The organism is Oceanococcus sp. HetDA_MAG_MS8, from assembly GCA_019192445.1.
In the GTDB taxonomy this organism is placed as follows: domain Bacteria; phylum Pseudomonadota; class Gammaproteobacteria; order Nevskiales; family Oceanococcaceae; genus MS8.
On the sequence record JAHCMK010000011.1, the window covers coordinates 54,165 to 77,938 of the forward strand.

The 23,774-nt window shown below is 59.5% G+C and carries 19 protein-coding genes; 4 read left to right on the top strand and 15 right to left on the bottom strand.

The genetic code is table 11. The features are described 5' to 3' along the window. Nucleotides 1-543 precede the first annotated feature (543 nt). Nucleotides 544-2,064 (top strand): aldehyde dehydrogenase family protein, encoded by a 1,521-nt coding sequence (locus KI787_14815; GenBank protein MBV6631226.1) that lies wholly within the window; start codon nt 544-546, stop codon nt 2,062-2,064. Nucleotides 2,065-2,226: 162 nt separating this feature from the next. Continuing rightward, a complete protein-coding gene (locus KI787_14820; GenBank protein ID MBV6631227.1) occupies nt 2,227-2,631 on the top strand; it encodes a DUF779 domain-containing protein in 405 nt (134 codons plus the stop codon). A 44-nt stretch (nt 2,632-2,675) separates the two neighbouring features. On the opposite strand, the gene KI787_14825 is transcribed toward KI787_14820, so the two are convergent. From KI787_14825 to KI787_14860, 8 genes are all read right to left on the bottom strand, one after another. Next, the gene (locus KI787_14825; protein ID MBV6631228.1) at nt 2,676-3,857 is read right to left on the bottom strand and encodes a Fic family protein; all 1,182 of its coding nucleotides are present in this window, start codon (nt 3,855-3,857) and stop codon (nt 2,676-2,678) included. Between the two features lie 189 nt (nt 3,858-4,046). Beyond that, a complete protein-coding gene (locus KI787_14830; GenBank protein MBV6631229.1) occupies nt 4,047-7,136 on the bottom strand; it encodes an efflux RND transporter permease subunit in 3,090 nt (1,029 codons plus the stop codon). Beyond that, nucleotides 7,133-8,602 carry an efflux RND transporter periplasmic adaptor subunit gene (locus tag KI787_14835; protein ID MBV6631230.1) on the bottom strand — a complete coding sequence of 490 codons (1,470 nt, stop codon included), beginning with the start codon at nt 8,600-8,602 and terminating at the stop codon, nt 7,133-7,135. Before KI787_14835 ends, KI787_14830 begins: the two co-directional genes overlap by 4 nt. Next, nucleotides 8,599-9,873: a TolC family protein gene (locus tag KI787_14840; protein ID MBV6631231.1), complete on the bottom strand. Its 1,275-nt coding sequence runs from the start codon at nt 9,871-9,873 to the stop codon at nt 8,599-8,601. The genes KI787_14835 and KI787_14840 overlap by 4 nt, the downstream gene beginning before the upstream one ends. A 179-nt stretch (nt 9,874-10,052) precedes the next feature. Next, the gene (locus KI787_14845; GenBank protein MBV6631232.1) at nt 10,053-10,442 is read right to left on the bottom strand and encodes a hypothetical protein; all 390 of its coding nucleotides are present in this window, start codon (nt 10,440-10,442) and stop codon (nt 10,053-10,055) included. A gap of 482 nt (nt 10,443-10,924) precedes the next feature. Next, entirely contained in the window at nt 10,925-12,283 is a 1,359-nt protein-coding gene (locus KI787_14850) for a DUF839 domain-containing protein (protein ID MBV6631233.1), read from the bottom strand. A 148-nt stretch (nt 12,284-12,431) separates the two neighbouring features. Then, nucleotides 12,432-13,214: a class I SAM-dependent methyltransferase gene (locus KI787_14855; protein MBV6631234.1), complete on the bottom strand. Its 783-nt coding sequence runs from the start codon at nt 13,212-13,214 to the stop codon at nt 12,432-12,434. 88 nt (nt 13,215-13,302) lie between these two features. Then, nucleotides 13,303-15,402, bottom strand: coding sequence for a hypothetical protein (locus KI787_14860; protein MBV6631235.1), 2,100 nt, complete (start codon nt 15,400-15,402; stop codon nt 13,303-13,305). A gap of 310 nt (nt 15,403-15,712) precedes the next feature. On the opposite strand from KI787_14860, the gene KI787_14865 reads away from it, so the two are divergent. Next, nucleotides 15,713-17,125, top strand: a complete 1,413-nt coding sequence (locus tag KI787_14865; GenBank protein ID MBV6631236.1) for a type IV pili methyl-accepting chemotaxis transducer N-terminal domain-containing protein — start codon at nt 15,713-15,715, stop codon at nt 17,123-17,125. Nucleotides 17,126-17,188: 63 nt separating this feature from the next. Here KI787_14865 and KI787_14870 read toward each other — a convergent pair whose 3' ends face one another. Genes KI787_14870 through KI787_14890 form a run of 5 tightly spaced genes read right to left on the bottom strand, consistent with a single transcriptional unit; the run spans nt 17,189 to nt 20,722 of the window. Continuing rightward, nucleotides 17,189-17,689 (bottom strand): redoxin family protein, encoded by a 501-nt coding sequence (locus KI787_14870; GenBank protein MBV6631237.1) that lies wholly within the window; start codon nt 17,687-17,689, stop codon nt 17,189-17,191. Then, nucleotides 17,686-18,624: an FAD:protein FMN transferase gene (locus KI787_14875; protein MBV6631238.1), complete on the bottom strand. Its 939-nt coding sequence runs from the start codon at nt 18,622-18,624 to the stop codon at nt 17,686-17,688. Before KI787_14875 ends, KI787_14870 begins: the two co-directional genes overlap by 4 nt. Next, nucleotides 18,614-19,804: a DUF3570 domain-containing protein gene (locus tag KI787_14880; protein MBV6631239.1), complete on the bottom strand. Its 1,191-nt coding sequence runs from the start codon at nt 19,802-19,804 to the stop codon at nt 18,614-18,616. Before KI787_14880 ends, KI787_14875 begins: the two co-directional genes overlap by 11 nt. Continuing rightward, the gene (locus tag KI787_14885) at nt 19,791-19,982 is read right to left on the bottom strand and encodes a DUF4266 domain-containing protein (protein ID MBV6631240.1); all 192 of its coding nucleotides are present in this window, start codon (nt 19,980-19,982) and stop codon (nt 19,791-19,793) included. The genes KI787_14880 and KI787_14885 overlap by 14 nt, the downstream gene beginning before the upstream one ends. A gap of 8 nt (nt 19,983-19,990) precedes the next feature. Next, the gene (locus KI787_14890) at nt 19,991-20,722 is read right to left on the bottom strand and encodes a hypothetical protein (GenBank protein MBV6631241.1); all 732 of its coding nucleotides are present in this window, start codon (nt 20,720-20,722) and stop codon (nt 19,991-19,993) included. A 250-nt stretch (nt 20,723-20,972) separates the two neighbouring features. On the opposite strand from KI787_14890, the gene KI787_14895 reads away from it, so the two are divergent. Beyond that, nucleotides 20,973-21,464, top strand: coding sequence for a hypothetical protein (locus KI787_14895; GenBank protein MBV6631242.1), 492 nt, complete (start codon nt 20,973-20,975; stop codon nt 21,462-21,464). Between the two features lie 16 nt (nt 21,465-21,480). Here KI787_14895 and KI787_14900 read toward each other — a convergent pair whose 3' ends face one another. Then, entirely contained in the window at nt 21,481-22,053 is a 573-nt protein-coding gene (locus KI787_14900; protein ID MBV6631243.1) for an HNH endonuclease, read from the bottom strand. Nucleotides 22,054-22,170: 117 nt separating this feature from the next. Beyond that, entirely contained in the window at nt 22,171-23,604 is a 1,434-nt protein-coding gene (gene pyk / locus KI787_14905) for a pyruvate kinase (GenBank protein ID MBV6631244.1), read from the bottom strand. Nucleotides 23,605-23,774 lie beyond the last annotated feature (170 nt).

Consider the following 23,774-nt stretch of genomic DNA (forward strand, 5'->3'; position numbering starts at 1 on the left):
CTCTGGCACAGCAAAAACCGCACCGATCTTCTGCGGCCCATCGCGCTTAGTTCAGGAATGCCCTAGGCCCAAGGAGTTGCCAGTTAGATGAGCCGGCCACACGCCATTGTGAAGGCTCAACCTCGGCGGCCTCTGTACCGAGGCTGACACACATCGGCCCGCAGCCGGCACACCTCCCTCAGCGACATCAGGCATGACCCAGAGCAGATGGTTCAAGCGCAACCCAGTGCCCGCTTCCCTGCCTTTCATCATTGCCACTTTGGTCGCATAACAGCTGGCGGTAGTGGTGGTTTTCGCTAGTTCATTCAGAATCGTGCGGCGCTCCTCTTTGGCTATCAGCCGTAGTTGTGTCAGAGCTGAAACAAGGTGACAACACTGCCTCGGAGATGGGACCGACTGCGCCTTAAGCACCATCTATACTTCAGCGCAGGAATAATATTTTTCTTATTTTATTCATGAGCTTATAAGCCCTACCAGTGGATGGCACGGGTTGGCATGGCCACTGCTTTAGGGGACTAGCCACTCAATCCGAGGAGATATCCCTTGAACCAACCTGCTACCGTCGGGGCTGCTGCCCAGTCCCCTTTTAAGTCTCAGTACGGCAACTTTATTGGCGGCCGCTTCCAAGAGCCCGCCAGCGGCCAGTACTTCGACAACATTTCCCCTATTACCGGCAAGCCCATCTGCAAAGTCGCTCGCTCGAATGCCGATGATGTAGAGCGTGCCCTGGACGCCGCCCATGCGGTGCGGGAACAGTGGGCCCGGACCAGCACCACCGAACGTGCCAATATTCTGAACAAGATTGCCGACCGCATGGAGGCCAATCTGGATTTGATCGCGCTGGCGGAAACCTGGGACAACGGCAAACCGCTGCGCGAAACCACGGCCGCCGACGTGCCGCTGGCCATTGATCATTTCCGCTATTTCGCTGGCTGCATCCGCGCCCAAGAAGGCACTATTGGCGAAGTCGATGCCGACACCATGGCCTACCACTTCCACGAGCCTTTGGGCGTGGTCGGGCAGATCATTCCTTGGAACTTCCCACTGTTGATGGCCGCCTGGAAGCTGGCCCCCGCCCTGGCTGCCGGCAACTGCGTAGTGCTCAAGCCAGCCGAGCAAACCCCGGCTACCATCCTACTCTGGGCTGAACTCATTGGTGATCTACTGCCCGAAGGCGTGCTGAACATTGTCAACGGCTTTGGTTTGGAAGCCGGCAAGCCCTTGGCCCAAAGCAAGCGCATTGCCAAAGTCGCCTTCACCGGCGAGACCTCGACCGGGCGTCTGATCATGCAATACGCCGCGGAAAACATTATCCCGGTCACGCTGGAACTGGGCGGCAAGTCACCCAATATCTTCTTCGCCGATGTCATGAACGAAGACGATGCCTATTTCGACAAATGTCTGGAAGGTTTCGCCATGTTCGCCCTGAACCAGGGTGAAGTGTGCACCTGCCCCAGCCGGGCATTGATCGCCGAATCCATTTATGACCAGTTCATGGAGCGGGCCATCGACCGGGTGAACAAGATCAAGCAGGGCGACCCGCGGGATATGAACACCATGATCGGTGCTCAAGCCTCCAGCGAACAACTGGAGAAAATCCTCTCCTATATGGACATTGGTCGCCAAGAAGGTGCCAAGGTGCTCACAGGCGGTGATCGGGCCAGCTTTGGTGGCGATATGGAGGGCGGCTACTACGTGCAGCCCACCGTCTTCGAAGGCCACAACAAAATGCGCGTCTTCCAAGAGGAAATCTTTGGCCCGGTGGTCTCGGTGACCACATTCAAAGACGAAGACGAAGCACTGTCTATTGCCAATGACACGCTCTATGGCCTCGGTGCCGGGGTATGGAGCCGCGACGCCAACCGCTGCTTCAAGTTCGGCCGCGGCATCCAAGCCGGTCGGGTCTGGACCAACTGTTACCACCTGTACCCCGCACATGCGGCCTTCGGTGGATACAAACAGTCAGGCATTGGCCGCGAAACCCACCGCATGATGCTGGACCACTACCAGCAAACCAAAAACATGCTGGTGAGCTACAGCCCCAACGCCCTGGGCTTTTTCTAAGGCCGACGCTGACGCATTGATGTGGCAGCTTGGTTAGCGCCCGTGCAGTAGGGCGGGCGCTAACCGCCGACCGAGTCTCATACCGTTGTCCTCAAGAAGACGGTTGGCCGGCCATCCACAGCGGATGGCTGGCCATTTTTTTCTCAGCCAGGATCCTGACCCATGAACGAAGTTCCCCGCGTAAAGGCTACTACCGTGGCTTTGCAGCTCATCCAGGAGCTACGCCAAAAACATGGTGACATTCTGTTTCACCAATCTGGCGGCTGTTGTGACGGTTCCGCCCCCATGTGCTTTCCCGCATCCGAGTTCAAAGTGAGCCAAGGCGATGTGTACCTGGGCTCACTGAATGATGTGCCCTTCTACATTTCCGGCCCCCAGTTCGAATATTGGCAACACACCCAACTCATCATCGACGTGGTGCCAGGCCAAGGCGGCATGTTCTCCTTGGAGAACGGAAGCGGCAAGCGGTTCCTGACACGCTCCAGGCTCTATGCGGAAGACGAAACGCCCGTGCCGCATATCCCGAGCACCAAGTGCTCTGACATAGCAGGCGAAAAGGCTCTGTAGCGAATCGGGACGCTTAGAGCACATCACCGAATACAACCCGCTTATTAGGTTTGTTCCTGCGTTGGTCCATCCTGAAATAACCGGAAATAGCTTTGGTAAAGAAACTTTCGATTCCGCTTCTGACCGGTCACCTCACGCAGGATACTGTGCTGATCGAACAGATTGACGAGGTTGTTCGCAGCAGGGTAGCTGGTGCCAATGAGCGTCTGAATCTCGGCAACTGACACGATCGGACGCTGGTACAGATATTCAAGTACACGATGTCCATTGGCGGCCGCTCTCCCGAAATGGTCAGTAATGAGCTGACGATGCTGTTCACGCAGCGCCAAGATGACCCGTGCGGTATCCGTTGCTTCCTTGCTCACTTCCAGCACGCCGCGCAAGAAGAAGCGGAGCCATGCCTCCCATGCACCATGGTCCCTGACTGCCTGCAAGTGCTCGTAATACGAACTGCGATTTCGTTTGAAGAAATGCGATAGGTAAAGCACCGGCTTAAGCAATACCTTCTTTTCGCAGAGCAAGAATGTTATGAGTAGGCGTCCCACACGCCCATTGCCATCAAGGAAAGGGTGGATGGTCTCAAACTGAGCGTGCACCAGTCCAACCCGAATGAGTAACGGTAATGAAGTATCGGTATGGATAAATTTTTCCAAATCGCTCAGCAACGCGGGGACTTCGTGCGGCGGTGGAGGGACAAACCCCGCTTCACTCAGGGTACAACCGCCCGGCCCAATCCAATTCTGAGTCGTGCGTGTTTCGCCGGGCGTAAGGTGATGACCTCGGACACCGGACAACAGGCGTTCGTGAATTTCGCGTATGAGCCTGGTCGACACAGGCAAGCTTGCAAGACGTTCCAGCCCGTAATTCATCGCAGAAATGTAGTTGAATACTTCGTCTACATCGCTGTGCGGCGCGCTCGACAACATTTTCGCTTCCGCTGCCAAAACATCATGTAGCGAACTCTGCGTACCCTCAATTTGGCTTGAGAGTACTGCCTCTTTGCGCACATACATCATCACAAAGAGATCTGGGTTAGGTAGGGTCTGAACCGAACCGTCCAGCCGGCCGAGCGCTCGGTCGGCCTGCGATAGTAGCGACTGCAATTCGCCAGCCAACTCCACGGGTGGGTCAGGTGGTAGTTTGGCGGGCATGAACGCCCGGTAGCCCGATAGCTGACGCTGGTATACGCCGGCCCGGCCAGAATCATTATTTCTTGGGTTATTCATTGCTGGCTTTAATGTGCACAGCGTGGGAATTCATATTAAACCCTCTGTTTACTATGATGCTAGATGCATCGCGATATTCAAGGCAACGACAACATACTGCGCCGGGCATGCTCAAGACCAAGTCCTCCGATGCAGCTTGACGCCCAATACAGAGTTTGGCGCGACGCCCCAAGCCTTGTCTGTAACGGCTCAGTTGGGGCGCGGAGCTAACCAGGCAAAAACCGCGGGCAGTACCACCAAAACCAGCAACATGGTGCTTGCCATACCGCCCACCATGGGGGCCGCAATCCTTTGCATTACCTCGGCGCCTGTTCCGCTGGAAACCATGATGGGCAGCAAGCCGGCGATGGTCGCCAGCCCGGTCATCAGCACCGGTCGGAGGCGGCGCTGCGCAGCGTGGGTAATCAGCCTATTTAGCTCGGCTGCGGAGGTCGCCTGTGGGGCTTGCCGTTGATCGTTTTCCAAATAGGTCCACATCACCACGCCAATCTCAATCGCCACCCCGGCTAGAGCAATTAAGCCCACGGCAACCGCCACCGATAACGCGTAGTCCAACCACCACAGCAGCCATACGCCCCCAGCTGCTGCCACAGGCAATGTCGCCAGCAAGACCACCACGGGCGTCGCGCGGCGAAACAAGGCATAGAGCAACGCCGCAATCAGCACTAGCGTGAGCGGAATAACCAGCGACAAGCGCCGCTGCGCACTTTGCAGGGACTGGTACTGCCCCACCCAGTCCATGCTGTAACCAGAGGGTAGATCTAACTGCCGTTGCAGAGCCGTTTGCGCGGTGCGCACATAGCCCGCGATGTCACTGCCACGCGGTTCGATCAATACCCACCCGCCCAGACGCGCATTCTCACTTTTGATCATGGGCGCACCGGAGCGCAGTTCAATCTGCGCGAGCTGCTGCAAACGAATGTTCTGGCCTAGCGGAGTTCGCAGCGGTAACTCGCCTAAGGCCTGAGGATTCTCACGCCAATGTGCGGGATAGCGCAGCTGAATCGGGAACCGCTCTCGCCCCTGCACGCTCTGCCCGACGATCACTCCGCCCACAGCGGCGCGGATGAGCTGCTGAGCCTGGCCCATACTCAAGCCGAAGCGGGCCAAAGCGTCGCGGTCGGGTCGAATATCCACATAGCGCCCACCCACAACTTGCTCAGCATAGGCGCTGGCTGTCTGCGGTAGAGCAGCCAGAATCTCTTCAGCCTGACGACCCAGGCTTTGAATGGTCTTTAGTTCCGGGCCGCTAATACGTAAGCCCAGTGACGTTTTGACCCCGGTGGACAGCATATCGATACGGGTGCGAATAGGCATGACCCAGGCGGGACTAAGGCCTGGCACTTGCACACGCTCGCGGATGTCTTGGCGAATATCCTCCAAGCTCAGACCGTCACGCCATTGCTCTGGCGGCTTAAACCGAATTGTGGTTTCAATCATGGTCAGCGGCGCTGGGTCGGTCGCGGTTTGGGCGCGGCCGACTTTGCCAAATGCCGTCTCCACCTCTGGTACTGAGGCAATGAGCCGGTTGGTTTGCTGCAATAACTCGCGGGCCTTGCCCACCGAAATACCCGGCCGCGTCGTGGGCATATACATCCAGTCGCCCTCATCCAAGGGCGGCATGAACTCCCTGCCTAACTGACTGGCCGGCCATAGCGCCGTCAACGCGAGCAATGCGCTCGCGAACACCACGCTGCGTGGGTGGCGCACACTCCATTGGAGCAGTGGCTGATAAAGCGATGCACTCCAGCGATTCAGCGGGTTGGCCGCAGCCTTCGGCGGCCGCCCCCGAACAATCAGGCCCATGAGTACAGGCACCAAGGTCACCGCCAGCAAAGCAGCGGCGGCCATGGCAAAGGTTTTGGTCCAGGCCAAAGGAGCGAATAACTTGCCTTCCTGCCCACCCAAGCTGAGCACCGGCACAAAACTTAAGGTGATGATGCACAAGGACACGAATAACGCCGGCGCCACTTCCTGAGCAGCGTCCTGTACGCGCTGCCAATGACTGCGTTCATCCTCTGACTCTAGATGCCGATGCAGGTTTTCCAACATCACCATGGCTCCATCCACCATGGCGCCAATCGCAATGGCAATGCCGCCCAAGGACATAATGTTGGCGCTGATACCGCCCAGCCGCATCAACACATAGGCCAGCAGTACGCCCAAGGGCAGCACCAGCAAAGCCACGAATGCGGAGGGCAAGTGAAGCAGGAACAGTGCGCAAATGAAGCACACCAGTAAAAGCTCCTTGACGAGGGTACGCTCCAAGGTCTGTACCGCAGCCGCGATCAGGCCCGAGCGATCATAGGTGGTCACGATCTCCAGACCTTCGGGCAAGCTCGCCTCCAGGTCCTGCAAGCGTTGCTTGACCCCGGCAATGACCTGCTGGGCATTGGCGCCGGCCCGCATCACAATGATGCCGCCAACAACTTCACCTTCACCGTTGAGTTCGGCCACGCCGCGACGCAGCGCTGGGCCCAGCTGCACCGTGGCCACATCCGCCAAACGCAGCTGCGCGCCACTTGCCGAAGCCCGCAAGGCGATGGCTTCCAGGTCCTCGATGCTGGTGGCGTAGCCGGGGATGCGAAGCATGTACTCGGCTTCGGCCATTTCCAATACGCCGGCTCCGGTCTCCGCACTGGCCTGGCCCAAGGCCCGAATGACCGTTTCCAGCTCGAGGTTGTAAGCCTGTAAGCGCAGAGGATCCACCTGCACCTGATACTGCTGCACCATACCGCCCACAGTGGCGACCTCGGCCACGCCAGGCACTGCCTGCAAGGCATAACGGAGTGTCCAGTTCTGCAAGGTGGTGAGCTGATGTAAATCATGCCCGCCACTGCGATCTACCAGGGCGTATTCGTACACCCAGCCCACACCGGTCGCATCGGGGCCAAGCTGCGTTTGGGCCTCCGGCGGCAATTGTGATTGCACCTGCGAGAGCGACTCCAACACGCGGGAGCGCGCCCAGTAAAGGTCGGTGTGATCATCAAAAATCACGTACACATAAGCGTCGCCAAAGAAGGAGTAGCCGCGCACCGTGCGCGCACCGGGGACCCCAAGCAAAGCCGATGTGAGGGGATAGGTGAGTTGCTGCTCGACCACCTCTGGAGCCTGTCCTGTCCAAGTCGCGCGGATAATGACCTGGGTTTCACTGAGATCGGGGATGGCATCCACCGGCGTGCTTTGCCAAGCCCATACACCCAGCAGCAAAGCTAGGGCACTCCCAAGTAACACCAAGCCGCGCTGCTGCAAAGACCACTGCACCAGCCGGGTAATCATGGCTGCCGCTCCAGTTCCAGCACGCGATACACGCCCGCTTCAGGGTTATCGACCAGCACTGCTACCGAGTCACCAGGCCCAAAGCCTTGCAGACTCACCTCAGGGTGAAGACTAAACCCCATGGTCATGCCGGGCATGCGGATTCCATGCTCGCCCACAGGCTCGAAATCGGCATGCTCCAATACCAACTCGCGTCGTTGTTCATCGATGCCGCGAATCACCGCTAAGGCGCGTCCCTGAGGAGGCTCAGCGGCGCGCAGGCGCAAGGCTTCGGCATCCAGGTTCGCTTCGGAGTCAATCAGGAATTGGCCAGCGCGAACCACGCGATCCTTGGGCTTAAGACCACCGAGAACATGGACAAACTCATCTCCCTGGGCGCCTAACTCAACCGGCTGCACTCTAAAGCCTTCCGCGCCCACCGCCACAATGACGCGGTTATCTTGGCCACCACGTTGGATGACCGCAGAGCGTGGTATGCGCAGCCCATGCGCCAACACGCGCCGGATGCGGGCCAGCGCATATTCCCCGGCTTTGAGTTGACCATCGGTGTTGTTGAGCTCCACCCAAACCCGCAGATTGCGGGTGAGAGGGTCTACAGATGGGGCGCTGCGGACCACCGTGGCGGTCATAGTCTGGATGGAGCGCTGGGGCAGCTCCAGCTCCACCTCATCACCTGGAACCAGCATGCCGACGGCACTGGGAGGCAACTCCAGAGCCAACCATAGCTGGCTAGGGTCGACCAAAGTAAAGACATGCGTCCCCGGTTTGACGAACTCACCTTGATGCACGGGTAGCTGCCAGACCAAACCACGACGCGGCGCCAGTACATCCAAGGTGGGTGCGGGTGCTCCTCGCTCGCCTAAGTCTTCCACCTGTGCTGGGCTATAACCCAGCGCCTTTAGCCGCATGGACGCTGCTGCCCGCAAGGCCGCATTGTTAGCCACGGCCAAAAACTCACGCTCGGCTGTGGCGAGTGCTGGAGAAAATAACCGCAGCAAGGTTTGGGCTTGTTCCACATGCGCACCAGGGCTGCTTACCGCAAGCTCCGTAATCCAGCCTTCGGCGCGCACATGCACCATTTCGACAAGATCCGGATGCCACTCCAGCAAACCGCCCACCAGTAATGCACGCTGCACCACGCCATGCTCCACCGTCGCCGTACGCAGCCCTAGGTTTTGTTGCACAGCGGCGGCAATCTTGAGATCGACCCCGCTCCCCAAGGCGGCATGAGTGGCACATTGGGGGACCAAGTCCATACCCATGGGCGACTTCCCTGGCTGTGTGCGACGGTAGTTGGGATCCATGGGCGCGACCCAATACTCCGGCGCACTGCCATCGGGGCAAGCCCCGTCCTTGGCGAGTACCGCTGGCGGTAGCAGTGCCAGTACCGCTGCGCCGCATGTCAGCACACTCAGCAGCCGCTCTCGGTGCTGCCTCCAGCTTTGCCATTGTGTTCGGTTACTCATGGCCGGCCTTCCTCACTTCCTTCGTTCCAAAGCTGCTCCTCCCAGCGCCCCGCGGTAAGCTGGGCCAAGGCGAAGCGCTGCTGACAATGCTGTGCCCGGCTCCGTGCTAGGTCGAGCACCACCTCAATGCGATCCGCCTCGGCGTCGAGCACGGCCTGCAAATCCCCCTGGCCGCTCATAAAGGCGGCTCGCGCTGCCTGCAGCGCATCTTCAGCCATCGGCAGGGCGCTGCTGCGCAGCAATGCCACGCTGCGCTCGGCCGCACGCTCTTGAGCCAGCACCGCGCTAAGCTCAGCTAGTAACTGGTTCAGTGCATCTTCTTCCGCCAACTCCGCGGCATAGCGCTGCGCACGGGCGGCACGCAAAGCACCATCTCGCTTCTCCTGCCCCAAGGGCACATTGAAGCTCAGGCCCACTTGGGTACGGTTTTCTTCCCGCGGCAGCGTCTGCAAGTACTGCAGCTGCAAACGAAAATCGGGCCGGTAGTTCCGGCGCGCAAGATCCTGAGCATGTTCTGCGGCCTCCGCTCTAGCCTGTAGCCCCGCCAATTGAGGGTGAGCGTGTACCAAGGCAGCCCTCAGCTGCTCGGTGGCTGGTAAAGCCGGCAACTGCGGCAATCCGCTTGGCGGCGGCAGCGGATGATCGACGGCCTGATTGCGCAAGGCGTTCATATGCCCAGCCAATGCTTTGCGCTGGGCTTCTAGGTCCAGGGCCTGCTGCTCACGCTGCGTCAGGCGCAAACCCAAGCGCAGTAATCTGGCCTGGGACATTGTGGCGCCACTGCTATAGGCACCCCGCGCCGCCTGCAACAAATCTGCTAGCAACTGCTGCTGCTCCGCATTGGCCGCGATGGCTTGGTGCACGTACCACCACTGCGCATAAGCCTGTCGTGCCTGCAGTTGCAGCATGAGCTCTTGCTGTCGCTGCACTGCCTGTTGCTCTACCAGCTTTGCTTGAGCGCGAGCACGTTCACTGCGCAGCGTTTGAGGCCAGGGCAAGGCCTGACTCAAACCCACCACGGCACCAGTGTCTAAACCGGGCACGGCGACGGACTCGGGGGCCAGGCCCACACTCAGCTGAGGATCAGCCCAACGGCCGCTAGCCGCCGCATGACCTTCGGCCACGCGAGTGTTTTGCTCAGCGAGCTGTAAAGACACAGCGGCCCGCTCTACTTGCTGCACATAAGCCGACATGGCCAGCGATTGCGCATGAACCGGCGTCGCTGTACTCAGAGCCCAGCAGCACAGGCCCCACCAAAATATTCTCACCATTCACTCCTAGGTGGCTGATGCCCTTGGGATCGCTTCAGTCTTGAGCGCAGTCGCGACCGCGTCGTTTCGGCACCAAACAACAGTAGGCAGGGGCCACTATGGACCCGCCGCCCGATGGCCCCCAGCAACTACGGAAGGAGCACTGCCTGAACGGCAGCCTCTATCCAGCGGAGGGCAAACTAGGAGTGCGCTTGAGGAGGCCTGAGTAGGCCGAGTGACCAGCCGGCGGCTGGCCTCAATTGTGGTGGTGCAAAGGCTGCAGCCGTGAGGTCGATCTGTGGAGCCTGCGAGGCAAGGCCCGGCAGCAACAGGGTGAGCGCAGCGCAATACCCTCCATGGGGGCAGTCCGTCGCAGACACTGCAGCGGAGTCATCCATAGCCGAGTGCTCCGGCTCTGCTGCCGCCTGCTGCGACGGCATGGACATACCCGAATGACAGGGCGCTTCGGCCTCCATGGCGGAGGCTGCTGGCATGGTCATCGAGGATGGGCTCAGGCAGCACGCCGCGAAGGCCTGGGTCACAGGCATCAGCAGCAGGGCGCTACACAGAATCCAAACAAGTCCACGCATGCGCCCAGAATACCGGCTCTGACAACGCAGAGCCACCCCATAGAAGAAAGGCTTTTCGCAATTTAGCGGCACCTTGCACAGAGCCTGCCGAGGAGGTCTGTTGGATTCGTCACCCTCGTCCTCGGACGGTCGTCGCGTTAGAGCCAGTTCCAGCATGGTTTTACCAACCACCTGCGCTCGGCTCGCTGGCAAGGGGCATGTTGGCCCGTTGGGGCCGCATTCAGGAGCGCCGCAGGCGCCTGGAGTGACTGTGGTCAATCGGCCATGGACGGCCGATTGAGGCTTGCCGCAACACGATGTCGCGTCAAGCCGGCCACACCAAATGCAAGGCGCCGGAGGGCACCGCGAAGCGGCGCGAAGGACAGCGATCCCGATGGGCCGACATGCCTTAGGCGGTGCATTCGGCTTTTGGAAAGGCCTCGCCGATATCGACGAGGCCCTGCTCTATTACCGCGGCCGCGATGCGCGACTCTCAACTCGTTTTAGGCGCGAAACTCTTCGGGAATGAGGATCTCGAAGGTGGTTCCGCTGGGGGCACCCAGGCCATCGGGCCCACGCTGCGAACTGAAGTACAGCCGCGAGCCATCCGGGGAAAATGCTGGGCCACAAATCTCAGAAGCCGTATGCGTGCTGCCCAGTTGGACCAGAACCTTAGAGGGCTGATTGGGCACCACCACCATGATGCGCACACCGGCGCCATCCTCAGCAACCAGAATGTCACCGGCCGGACTCACCGTGAGGTTGTCCACATCGGCAAACTCAGGACTGATCTGGCTGTTATCAAAGATCAGCTCGGCCAACTGGTTCTCAATGTCCAAAGCCCAGACGCGGTTGTCGCCTTTGCAGGTCCAGAACACCAGACCGCGGGTGGGCACAGTCCCGCCCTGGGGAATGCTGCGTACTTCTTCAGGCAGCTCGTAATACCACAAGCCCTCACCACCATCGAAGATACTGCCGGGGCCACGCACGGTACCCTGGGGTTGATCTGGGCTATTGGCATCCACCCACGTCACCGGCCGTAGGGTGCGCATCAGTGCATCATCCGACTCGTAACCGCCGTCTTCATAGCCCTCGAGGTTGAGCACCTGCAGGCGGCCTTGCTCCATGGCGAGCCGGCCACTGACCGGGTCAATGTCGGCAGCGTCGGCAACCCAGCGATAAAAACGGCCATCGCCAGCATCTTCCGTCAAATACACCACTTTATTGATCGGGTCGATGGCCGCGGCCTCATGGGAGAACAAACCCAAGGCGGGCTTGGCAATACCCTGGCCGGGGTTATAGGGATCACACTCCCAGACTTGGCCGCTGGGTGTTTCCTCGCAAGATAACCAGGTATTCCACGGGGTTTGGCCACCGGCACAGTTCATGGTCGTGCCAGTGAGGATGGAATAGGCGTCGACTACGCTGCCGTCCGGGTCAAAGACCAAAGCCCCGGCTCCGCCCAGCGGCACACCCGGCACTTCGGAGTTGGATACATAAATCCAGCCGCCGTTCTCCCGTGGGTAGGTGGCCCCACCATCCGGGAAGGGGTGCCAGGTGTAACCCGTGCCAGAGACTGTGGCTAGATCGGTATCGTTATTGCGGGCCACAATGCGCGAGCTAAAACCTGGCGGTAGTAGGACGTCATTGGCGTCAGCCCCTTGCAGAGGGCCAATGTTGGCAAGCGGGCCAGAGGGAATAAACAGTTCATTGTTGTCCCCAGGCAATGCGTCGCGCGATGGACTTTGGCCGCCACCCCCGCAGGCATTGAGCATAGAGCCGGCACCGGCGGCGGCACCAGTCAATAAGACATAGCGCAAAAAGTCGCGACGCGGCAGCGTCGCAGCGAAATTTGATGACATGGGGGTTCTCCAGCGGGTTCTGTTGTGCGCACGGACGCATGGCAAGGCCGTGCAACCCTGCATTGTTCCGCCTCAACATGAAGTTTTGATGATGCCCCCCGGCACCGTCGCCCCCGCTTCAACGGCACGCGGCTTCAACCGCAAGCCGCTAGGGCTTCATGAACTTCAGCGTCATCCGATTGCTTTCACCGATGGTGAGGTAAGTCTCGATGTTCTCCTCGCCCAATGCCAACCGAGGGGGCAAGGTCCAGACCCCACGCGGATGGTCTGCGTCATCCAGAGGGTTATGGTGCAGGTTCGAAGAATCAACCCGCACAAAGCCCACTTTTTCGGCGATGTTCACCACATAGTCTTCGCGCATATAGCCGCTGCGCTCCTGCATGGATAAAGGCGCATCGGCTGGCAAGGCATGCTCCACCACGCCCAGTACACCGCCGCGCTTCAGAGCGCGATGCATGGCTTCAAAAGCGGCCAGCAATTTCTCTTCACCACCACCGCGCATGTACCAGTTGTGCACATTCCTAAAGGTCAGCACCAGGTCGGCCGACCCCGGTGGCGCAATATCCAATAACTGCGGCGGCTCAAAGGCCGTCAAACGCACTTTGTCGTAAGCGGCCGGGTTGGCCGCGAGTTTGTCCTGATATTTCGCCAAAGACTTGCGGAAGTACTCCCGCTCCGCCTCGGGATTGAAGTGCGCCGCATAGAAGGTGCCTTGCTCACGCAGATATGGCGCCAAAATTTCGGTGTACCAGCCGCCGCCAGGCCAAATCTCGACCACCGTCATATCCGGCTCTAAACCGAAATACTGCAGGGTTTGCAGGGGTTTTCGAGCAGTATCACGCTGCACGTAGTCCGCACTACGCTGAGGTCCAGTCAACACCGTCGCCAAGTTCGCGGCCGTTGCCGACACACTGAACAAGCACAAACTCAACACAGCCCAAGGCGCAATACGCAGCATTACTTATCTCCACTCAGTGTGGGCGCAGTGTAACCCGCACTCTCCTCACGCAAGACAGCTCTCACAAAGTTTTGAGGTACTCAATGAGTGCCCGCCGCTCCACATCACTCAAAACATCCGTGAAGGTATGGCCACCGTTGCCATTGCCCAAAATGCGGGTGTCGTAAACCAACCGCCGCTCCAAAGCCCCGGGAGTCGGATCCACGGCTCCTAACATGCCGGTATAGCTGACCATGTCGTAAAGGAAGTTAGTGACCAGCTGATACATGGACGGCCCCTCACTTTGCACCGGATTACAGTTGAACAGAGCGTCACCGGGCAAACTGTCGCAACTCAAACTGGTGTACTTCCAGCCGACGGCAGCGAAGTCAAAAGCCGTTTCCAGACGCTGGTCGAAACCCACGATGCCCTGTTCCTCACGCAGCGGCCGCTGCCAAATCTGTGGTCGTTGGCTGCTATCCAGGACGGCCTCCAAAGTTGGCACCGAGCCATTGTGGAAATAGGGCGCCGTCGCCCACACGCCGTGCAGCGGAGGAGCTTGATAGCCAATGATGTCTTTCTGCCAACCACAAAGGCCCTGCGGCCGGTCTACGGCGAGGTCATCCAGGGTTTCGGTGAGGTAGTTTTTGTCTTCCGGTGCTACGTATCCGGGGGTCCCCTCTGGATAGGCCCAAAAGGTGCTGTCCCAACCCTGGCGCAAGCTGGGTGTGAGCATGTCGGAGCGGGCCGTATCGGTGCCAATCACATCCAAAGTGCTGATATGCGAGGCCATCCCTGCGAAGACCGGGTCTTCCAGAAACCGCGGATCATTCACATAACGCGGCGCGTAAGCCCCATGGCAACTGGCGCAGGAGCCATTGCCCCCATCTGGACGCGGGGCATCGGCGTTGCCCTCCTCGGCCCAGAGGTTTTTAGTGTGAAAGAGAATGGCACCAGCACGGGCTAGGTTGGTGTCGATCTCGGCGGGGTATGGCGGCGACTCCAAGGACAGAAAGAAGGCCTCGAGGTCTTGGTCCCATTCTTCGATACGGGCGCGGTAATACGCCCCATCGGCCGTCAATAGCTCACCGAGCTCACCAGGGCCGGCGGCCATGATGATGCGGGTACTGTCGTTAGACACACCAGAATCAAAAAATTTGCGTGGACGGGAGCCCATGTTCCACCAAGGTGGTGTGTCCTGGGTATGCGCCAAGGGATGGGATATGTCTTGCAGGCCCTGGGCGCCGAAGGGAGTGATCATCTTGGCGGGGTTGGGGTTGATGCCGAGCGAGTCCAGGTCTAGCACTGTATTGAGGAACTCAAAAGCTCCTACGGCATTATTCTGCCCACGCTGGCGGATGCCGATGTTGAAGAGGGTGTTGGCATCAAAGGCGGGCACCAGGTCACCCAAGGGCGTGCCGACAAAGGGTGAGCCATCCGCCGATACCTGCGGCACGTCATAGTTGTTATTGCCTAGGCCCAGCTGGGCCATACCGATGACTTCGGTCTCACCCGATTGAGGCTCACCAATTTGCCCACCATGGCATTGGAAACAAGCCGCACTCGCAATTTGCCCGGTCCACTGCCCCTGCTCGTCTTTGAGCTGACGCAACCCCAAAGGCAGCTGGCCTGATCCTCCATTGCTGCTATTGGGATCCTCCCCAGGCAGCGGGTAAGGATTGGGAAACGGCGCATGATTCAGCCCATAGCGCAAGGTATACAGCTCATCGAAGTTCTCTGGGCGCTGTTCCAAACCCCAGACCTCCCAGCTGCGATTGAACTCCTCTGCTGACTGCAAGGCCACAGGCAGTTCATCCAGCAGAAAGTGCTGCCCGCGATCACGCCGCTCCTTCCACTCGCCGCAGGTTCGCGGTGGCTGCTCCGCCGCGGGGAGATTCTGGTGACAGTCCTCCCAGTAGCCATTGAAATGCACCGCCAGCCCTGCATTCACTCCGGGGAGAATACGGCTGCGGGGGTCGTCCGGCAGCACGGTATCGTCTGGCGCCGTCGCGCAGATTTCCGCCCAAATATGCCGTCCACGGGTGCTACCCAGCAGGGCTTGGCTGGTGTCCGCATCACGTGATGCCACAGCAATGGCATCGAGTTCTCGGCCGCCATTACACGCCGTCAGAGTACCCGCCAGTGCGCTCAACCCAGCTAAGGCTACCCATTCCATTCGCATGTCTTGTCTCCTCCCAATCACTGCACAAGCAGTACGCTTCATGTTGCCATGGAGTGATGGATGGCGGAAAGTCGGGCATGGCTTGAACTGAGCTCCAGTCCATACCATGGGGACTGGGCTCCGGGAACGGCAGAGCAAAGCTGCAGCCTTTTCACTGGCCTTGATATTGCTTATACAGTTGTAGCTATCCCATGGCTGGGTGGGCTGGCACATGGGGCTGCGTCCATTGCAGCTCAGGGATGACGACAAGGCCCAGCCGCCGCCATTGCTCATGACTGGGCAACCATCCACCGGACATCTGCACACTCGCATGACTATCAATACCCAGTCCGCCCCGCAAACCTCCTCGCTGAAGAGAAAGCTCACGCTGCGTTATGCGGCGGCATTATTTGTCATCGCCGTGTTCATTGGGGGCTCGCACTTCTTCTTCATCCTCAAGATTGAGCAGGACAAAAACACGGCACTTGTCATCAATATGAGCGGGATGCAGCGCATGCTCTCGCAGCGGGTGGCCTTATTGGCGCGGGAAATGTCAGCGCAGGGGTATATCGCCAACTCAAAGGATCACTACAACCAGCTGCAGGAATCCCTCGCCAAGCTTCAGGACAACCATAAAAAACTGAGTTCAGGAATCATTGACCAAGACAACGCCATACCAATCAGCAAGGACTTGCTGCAGATGTATAGGGGCGACGGTCAGATTGACGCCTTGTTCGACGAGTTTTTCTTCCACGCCCAGCGTTTCATTCAGGCGAGTGCGAAAAGCAATGCAGAGCCTGGCGAGCTTGCGAACATTGCCGATGCGCTGGTTGCGCTGGCCCTGGGTGGAATGTTGGACAAGCTAGACGCGGCCGTTAGCCAGTATCAGCGGGAAGCCGAATCCCGCACCGCACGCTTCAGGCAGTTGCATGCTCTGGTATTGCTGATTGCCCTGTGCATCCTCGTAGTGGAGGCGCTGTTGATCTTCAGGCCGATGGTCAGTCAGATCGCAGCGATGACGCAGGATTTGGAGGAGTCCAACTCCGAGCTGCTGGAATTTTCCTACCGTATCTCTCACGATTTAAGAGCGCCTATCGTGTCCTCTCAGGGGCTGATGGATCTGGCGGAAACCGGGCTTAAAGACAACGACCCACCAATGATTATTGGTGCGTTGGCGCACGCCAAAACCTCCTTGCGTAAGCTGGAAACCTTGATCGAAGACATCATTAATCTGACTCGAACCAAGTCAACACAAGCGCTGCCAGAGCCGGTGGACGTGGCTGAACTTGTGAATGGGGCCATCGCCAGCTTGAGTCATATGACTCAGACCACGAACTTGCAAATTTCCTCCGATATCGACCTGAGTGGTCCAGTTTTGGTCAAGCGCCTGTATTTGCAGCAGATTCTGGAGAACCTCATATCCAATGCCATCAAGTACCACGACCCTCAGGAGGAGCAACCTTGGGTGCGCATTACAGCGAGGGCCGATCATGGCTCTGTGGTCATTCGGGTCGAGGACAATGGCTTAGGCATTCCGGAAGATCAGCGTGAGCGCGTGTTTGGCATGTTCCAACGCTTTCACCCGCGGGCCTCATTTGGCAGCGGCCTCGGCCTTTATCTGGTGCAAAAAAATGCCCAGCAGCTCGCCGGCACCGTGCAGTGCATTCCCCTGCACAAAGGCACCGCTTTTGAGCTCATCATCCCGGTCACCTTTGCCCTAGACGGCCCCCATTCAGCCGACTAATTAGTCCCCAACTGCACCAGGCCCAGCAAGGAGCAAAGCTGCCAAACGCGGACTCCGCTTCGCTTAAGGCAAATGACTTTGAATCAGGGCTTCGAGGTGCGCGATGTCTTTGTGCTGGAAGCCACGATGTGTCGCTAGCACCTCACCCTGAGCGTTCAGCAGATAAGACTGCGGCATGGTTTGTACCCCGAAGTGTTGGGCCAAAATGGCATTGGGGTCCCATTGCACAGGCAATGTGGTCTGCACCCGTCGCAAAAAACGCTGCGCATCTTCGGCCCGTCCATCTAGGCTAATCGTGAGTATGGTGAAACCGCGTGCAGCATATTGCTGCTGCCACTGCTGCATGATCGGAAAGGATTGCTGGCAGGGCCCGCACCACGAGGCCCAAAAATCCAGGTAAATCAGCTCTGCGGTGGGTCGCTGCTCTTGCCATTGCTCCACTGACGCTAGGGGCTGCCACTGCTCTGTTGGCCTGCTAGCCAGCTCTGTCATAAGGGGCGGGGCTGCCTCTGCAGCCACCATCAGCAGCGCCAGAACCACAGCCACCCCAAACCTGACGATCATAAGGCCGCCTCCGCATAGGGACTGGCTTGGCCTGGAGGGGCCGGGCCCGTTAAGGGGCCGTGCAAAACGTCCTCATCGTCGATGGCGCCCCAGGCGAGGTCACTATCGCCTAACCACACACAGGCCTGCGCGTTGTACAACATAGCCAGGGTACATACCGCGCCCGCCAAGGTGGCTTTGGTAGACAACACCGTGACACTTCTTAAGGGCCCGGTCACGGGCCAGCCGGTACGGGCATCCAAAATATGGTGCAGACGTTGGCCTTCATGCTCGAAACCACGCTGATAATCCCCACTGGTGCATAAAGCACCGTGATACAGCTGTAGGGAGTAGCGCGCAGACTCGGGGTTTGCGGGGTCGCTCACTCCAACCCGCCAGGCCGATCCATCGCTTTGCGGCCCCAGCACGCAAAGATCGCCGGCCAAATCTACCACCCCCGACTGCACGCCGGAGCGGCGCAGGAAGTGCACTAATTTATCCACCAGGAATTCCTTGCCAATGCCGCCCAAGTCCAGCTTTTGCAAGGAACCCAGGCGAATATGTTCGGCATCCCAGCGCACGCGCTCCCAGCCCACACGTTCTAAGGCCTGCGCCAAGTCGCAGCGTGCTGGTGGACGCCCACCCCGGAAGTCCCAAACCTCCGCCAGCACGCCAGCAGTGGCATCAAAAGCGCCGTCGCTTTGCTCGTAGAGCGAATGGGCGATCTCCAGCATGCGCGCCATTTCGGCATCAATGGGTACGGCTTGGCCGCGTGCAGCATTAATGCGGCCCACTAGGCTGTCGCTGCGAAACCGGCTGTACTTGGCCTCGAATTCACGCACGATTCGCTCGGCCTGGGCAAAAATCTCAGCCGCAAGGCGCTCATCCGCCAACTGCAAAACAATGCGGGCAGGCCCTCCGAGGGCAGCAAAAACATGTTCGGCCTTACCAGTCACGTCCTATACGCAAAAACCCATTCCAATAACCCAACAAGGCGGGCGCCTCTTGTTCTACTCCTTCCAGGGCATAACGTCCATCGGCTTGGTAAACATCCATGCCCCCGCCCCACCACCAGCGGCTATATTGCTGACGCCAGCTCAGCCCCAGCATCAGAGCACCAAAGGGTGACAAGCGAGGGTCACTGCTGGCGATTCCATCCACGCGGCGGCGCAGTAAAAACGGCGTATAGAAATCAGCCTGAGACTGGCTATACCAGCGCAGCAGCATGTTCCAACCCAGGCCTTGGGGCGGGCTCTGACGCAGGCGAAGCTCGGCAGAGTGCGCGTGTATGCCCCAGTCGTCCTGGCTCGCACCGAGATTCAGATGCAGGGCCGTACGGGTCCCCAAGTGGTAGCGGCCGCGCAGGCTTAAGGCCAGAATCTCTCGCCGCTCAGGCCGGGCATCGGCAATGGTTCGAGTTTCGTTTTGTACCCAAACCAACTTGTAGGGGTCACTCAGAAAACCGCGTTGATGCTCCCATTGCACACCCAGCTGAAGCATGGAACGGGGGCTGAGCACATAGCTCAGGCTGCTGTTGGCCGCAGCCCCGTCACGGCTAGCGCGACGAATCCGCTGCGGAAACTGCGCCGAAGCTCCATCTGTGGGAAACAGCTCATCGCTGTTGTATTGCCCGCCCAGCGACCAGGTCCAGCGTCGATGAGTGCTATCCCAGGCGGCGCTGCCGCCTACGCTATAAGAGCGGTAATCATCCTCGTCGGACACTCCCAGTTGCGCCCCCCACAGACGTCCCGCCCCGGCCTGTCGCTGCCAGCCTAAACTCAAGGCTTGACGCTGCTCGCGAATACTTGCGCCACTCATGACTTGTACCGGACGCTGGTCATCTGCAGCCGGGAGCACATACCAGGGCGAGGCCCCGCTGAGAAACTCCACGCTGGCATCGGCGGAGAATTGGTCGTCACCGCGCTGCCACTGGTTGCGCAAGCGGTGACTACGAATCCTAAACCGCTCTTCGGCCTGACCGGAGGCCGTGCGATTCGCGGCCACCGGCGCTTCTCGGTAGTCCACATAGGCATAGTCCCAGTCACTTTGGGCCTGAGCGACGGGCCCGGCAAGGGCGGCGCTTAAGCTTGCCAACACCGTTGGAATGGGTGGCAACTTGGCGCTACTCGCAGCCACAACCACTCCCCGGCAAAGCGCTGGCGTCCGCCCCAGCTTCATTACTGGCGTGCATGTGGCGACGATAACCGTCGATGAGCGGGTCTGGCTCCCAGGCCATTTCCGGACTGGCTAAGAGGCCACGTTCCCAGGGGGCCACCGCGGCGCAGCTGCTAAGCCATAGCGCAAGCACAATCATGACTCCTTTCATGGTGCCACCCAGGTATTTAGCAGCACACAGACCTCAGGGCGCCACAAGGGCAATGCCAGGGCGGGATGCTGCTGCCCGCAACTGCGCAAGTCCGGCTGCAGATTGGCCGCCTGCAGTTGCGGCGTTCCATGACAGCTTGCACAGCCCGGCCCGCTACGCCCTTGCCAAATCTGCCCGGCCAGCTGCCATAACTCGGCCTTGCGATTGGCCCGCGCTTCCGGCTCACTAGCCTCAGCCTCGGCAATGTAGTCACTGCAGTTGTCCGGGTCGGCATAGCAGCGCAGCTGTGCACGCACGTCGATATATGCTTGGGAGTTCTGCGGCCAAGGCGCCCCGCCACTATGCTCCTCCTCGCCCGAGGCCATGGTCAGCAGCCGTGACACGGGGTTATTTCCACCGAGTTGCTGCCAAGACTGCTGTAACCGTGTTGCATCCTGAGTAGGATCAGGGTCGAGCAAAAAGCGCTCTCCGTCCGGCACATCCGCAACGCCATCGGGCACATGACAAGTGCGGCAAAAATCCAAGCGCGGCTGCACCCGCTCGGCGAAGAATCTGTCTTCGTCGCTGGCGGGGCCACCTGCTGGCGGTGGACTGGGCGCGGGGCTAGGGTCTGCAGGCTGCGTCGGGTTGTCATCCACAACCGCGCCACTGTAGTTACCACCACAGCCCAGCAAGCCGAACATGATCACGCAACCCAGCAGCCAAATTCGCGGCGCTGCCCTGTACATTCCTCACCCCTCTGAGTCAGCCGCCAGCCTTAGGCTGGACGACAATGTCATCCTCCGCCTGACTTGGCCCACAATGAAGGGCATACGGTGCAGGCTGCTCCCTCGCAGTCTGTGGGACTGACCATGATCTACCGACCGGCTTAGCCCAACAGGCTGCTAGGCTGACTATGCCGGCTCAGAAAGCTGCGAGCAATAGCCGCCGGCCAGAATACACGCAACAAATTCCACCCCTTCCCAGTCGCTCATAGCCATGATGGAACCACCGCCGCTAACAACGCCCATCTGGGTGGACGCCTTGAACCTAGGGTATTGGTGCGGCCCACCACCGTCACTGCGCGTTCCTCTCACAGCACTTCAGGGGCTCTTAGAGCAAGGTCGGAGGGCCATTTTGGTCTTCGACGCCAGCGCCGTTCATCAATTTCTGGAAGCAGAGCGCGGCTTATACGCCGAGTTACTGCAAGCTTCGGATTGTTGCTTGCAAGTGCCCAGCGGTACCAGCGCAGATATTTTTTTGCTGGAAGCCGCCAAGGCCGACGGCGGAGTTGTCATCAGTCGGGATCGCTTTCGCGAGCATAGGCGCCGTTTTCGCAGCATTGTGCATGCGGCCCAGCGGCGCATGGATGGCTTTGTGGCAGAGGATCATTTGCATATTGAGCGCTTGCAGCTCCGCCAACCACTGCCGCCGAGCGCGGCTCAAGCCTGGGAGCAGCTACAAGCTTGCTGCAGCAATCCAAAGCCCTAAGGGGCTGAGCAGGGTCTTAGTGCCCCACAGCGCCTGGCCGCTTCTGGACGAATTTCTCCAGATAGTCCATTTGGTCGGCAAGCACGTGCCGCCCGGACAGCAGCAGGATTTCGGCCACATTGGGAGCATAGGGCACTGCCAACAAATCCATACTGGCTTGCTCGGGCGTGCGGCAGCCCTTTTTCTGGTTGCAACTGCGGCAGGAGCTAACCACGTTTTCCCACGTATGACGGCCACCCTGGCCACGGGGTTTGACGTGATCGATGGTCATGGTGGAGTCGCTGACCGAGCGGCCGCAATACAAGCACAGGGCATGGTCGCGGGCAATCAGCCTCCGCCGGGTGAGGGGGAACACGCCGCCTTGCTCCCAAATCCGCGAGCGGTCATCCACGGCGATGATGGGGGACAGCTCAAATACGCTGCGCTGGCCACTCTCCCGGTTCCAGCCGCCATGCAGAATGATGGGCTCTGCACCGGCTTCCCAGAGAATTTTGTTTTCCATGTACAGGCAAACGGCGCGTTGCCAATCCACCCAGGCGACAGGCATGCCACCGGCAGATAGCTTCAGCACCCGAGGCAAGGCATGCATGCGAGGCGCGTCCCATGGTTTGCGGCGCTCATTGCGTCCCCTTGATACTCCGCCAAGTTCATTACAATTTCAAGACCTTATAGCCGTTTTATCGGCACGGGCTTGAAATGAGGTGCTTTAATGGGGGTCTGCGGCCTCCACCTGCAGCACCTTCAGGGAGTTAGTGCCGCCCGGCCCATTAAAGTCGCCTTTGGTAATCACCACGCGGTCGCCAGCATGAACCAAGCCCAGGGCTAACACCGCTTGGGCAGATTCGCGCGAGGCGGTGACGCCATCCAAATTACTGGGGGTGAAGTCCACCGGATAGACCCCCCGCACCAAGGCCATTCGCCGCCGGGTATGTTCATGCCGAGTGAGGGCGAACACCGGAATGCGGGTATCCATGCGGCTCATCCAAATGGCCGTCATACCCGACTCGGTCAAGGCAATAATGGCCTCGGCGCGGGTATGCCTGGCGGTGTAGACCGCGGCCATCGCAATGGCCTCGTCGATGCGCTCAAAATGGTCCTGCAGCTGGGACACCGAGCGTTGCGGCGTTTCCTGCGACTCAGATCCCATGCAGATGCGCGCCATGGCCTGCACGGCTTGCACCGGGAATTGCCCTGTTGCCGACTCGGCCGAGAGCATCACCGCATCGGTACCATCCATGACGGCGTTGGCCACATCCAAGACTTCGGCTCGGGTGGGAATAGGGTTGCTAATCATCGACTCCATCATTTGAGTCGCCGTGATCACCAGCCTATTGGCCTCGCGCGCAGCCCGAATCACTGTTTTTTGCACACCAGGTAGGGCGGGCTCGCCGATTTCTACACCCAAATCTCCGCGCGCCACCATCACTACATCCGATTCGGCCAGGATGTCATCGAGGTTGGCCACGGCTTCGGTACGCTCAATTTTCGCGACCAGCAACGGCTCGCCACCGGCTGCCTCTGCCAACCAGCGAGCCTTTTTCATATCGTCCCCGGTTTTGGGGAAGCTAACCGCCAAGAAGTCGACGCCAATCTCCACGGCGGTATGAATATGCGCGCGGTCGGCATCAGTCAGAGCCGGTGCAGACAGCCCACCACCTTGTTTGTTCAGCCCCTTTCGGTTGCTCAGCTCGCCGCCTTGCTCCACCACACAATGCACGGCGCGGCCACTGACCTTTTGCACCCTTAGGCGCAGCATGCCGTCATTTAAGAGCAGGGTGTCGCCCTGCCTCACATCTTTGGCCAACTCGGCATAGGCCACGCCCACCCGCTCCACAGTGCCGGCATCGGCAGGATGTGCAGGATCGAGCACGAAGGCGGCCCCCTCGACCAGTTCCACCGGCCCTTCGGCGAAGCTTTCTATGCGAATTTTAGGGCCCGGCAGATCCGCCAGAATGCCGATGTCCCGACCCAACTCCGCAGCCACAGCGCGCACTTGTTGCGCCCGACGGCGATGGTCATCGGGCTGCCCATGGGAGAAATTTAAACGCACCACATCGACTCCTGCTAGGAGCAACTTGCGGAGCACCTCAGGCGGGCCTGAGGCTGGTCCCAGGGTGGCAACGATTTTGGTCCGACGCATGTGGAATATCACCAGTGGCTAGCGCATCTGAACCACAGCATGCCGCATGCCAGCGGCAAAGAATGTGACAGGCGCTGCCCGTGCAAGGGGGAGATCGATGTCGAGAAACGAGGCGCTAGTGTCCCTTAACAGAAGTTCGTTGCATATATGAGCCCCTCAAATCGTCTGAT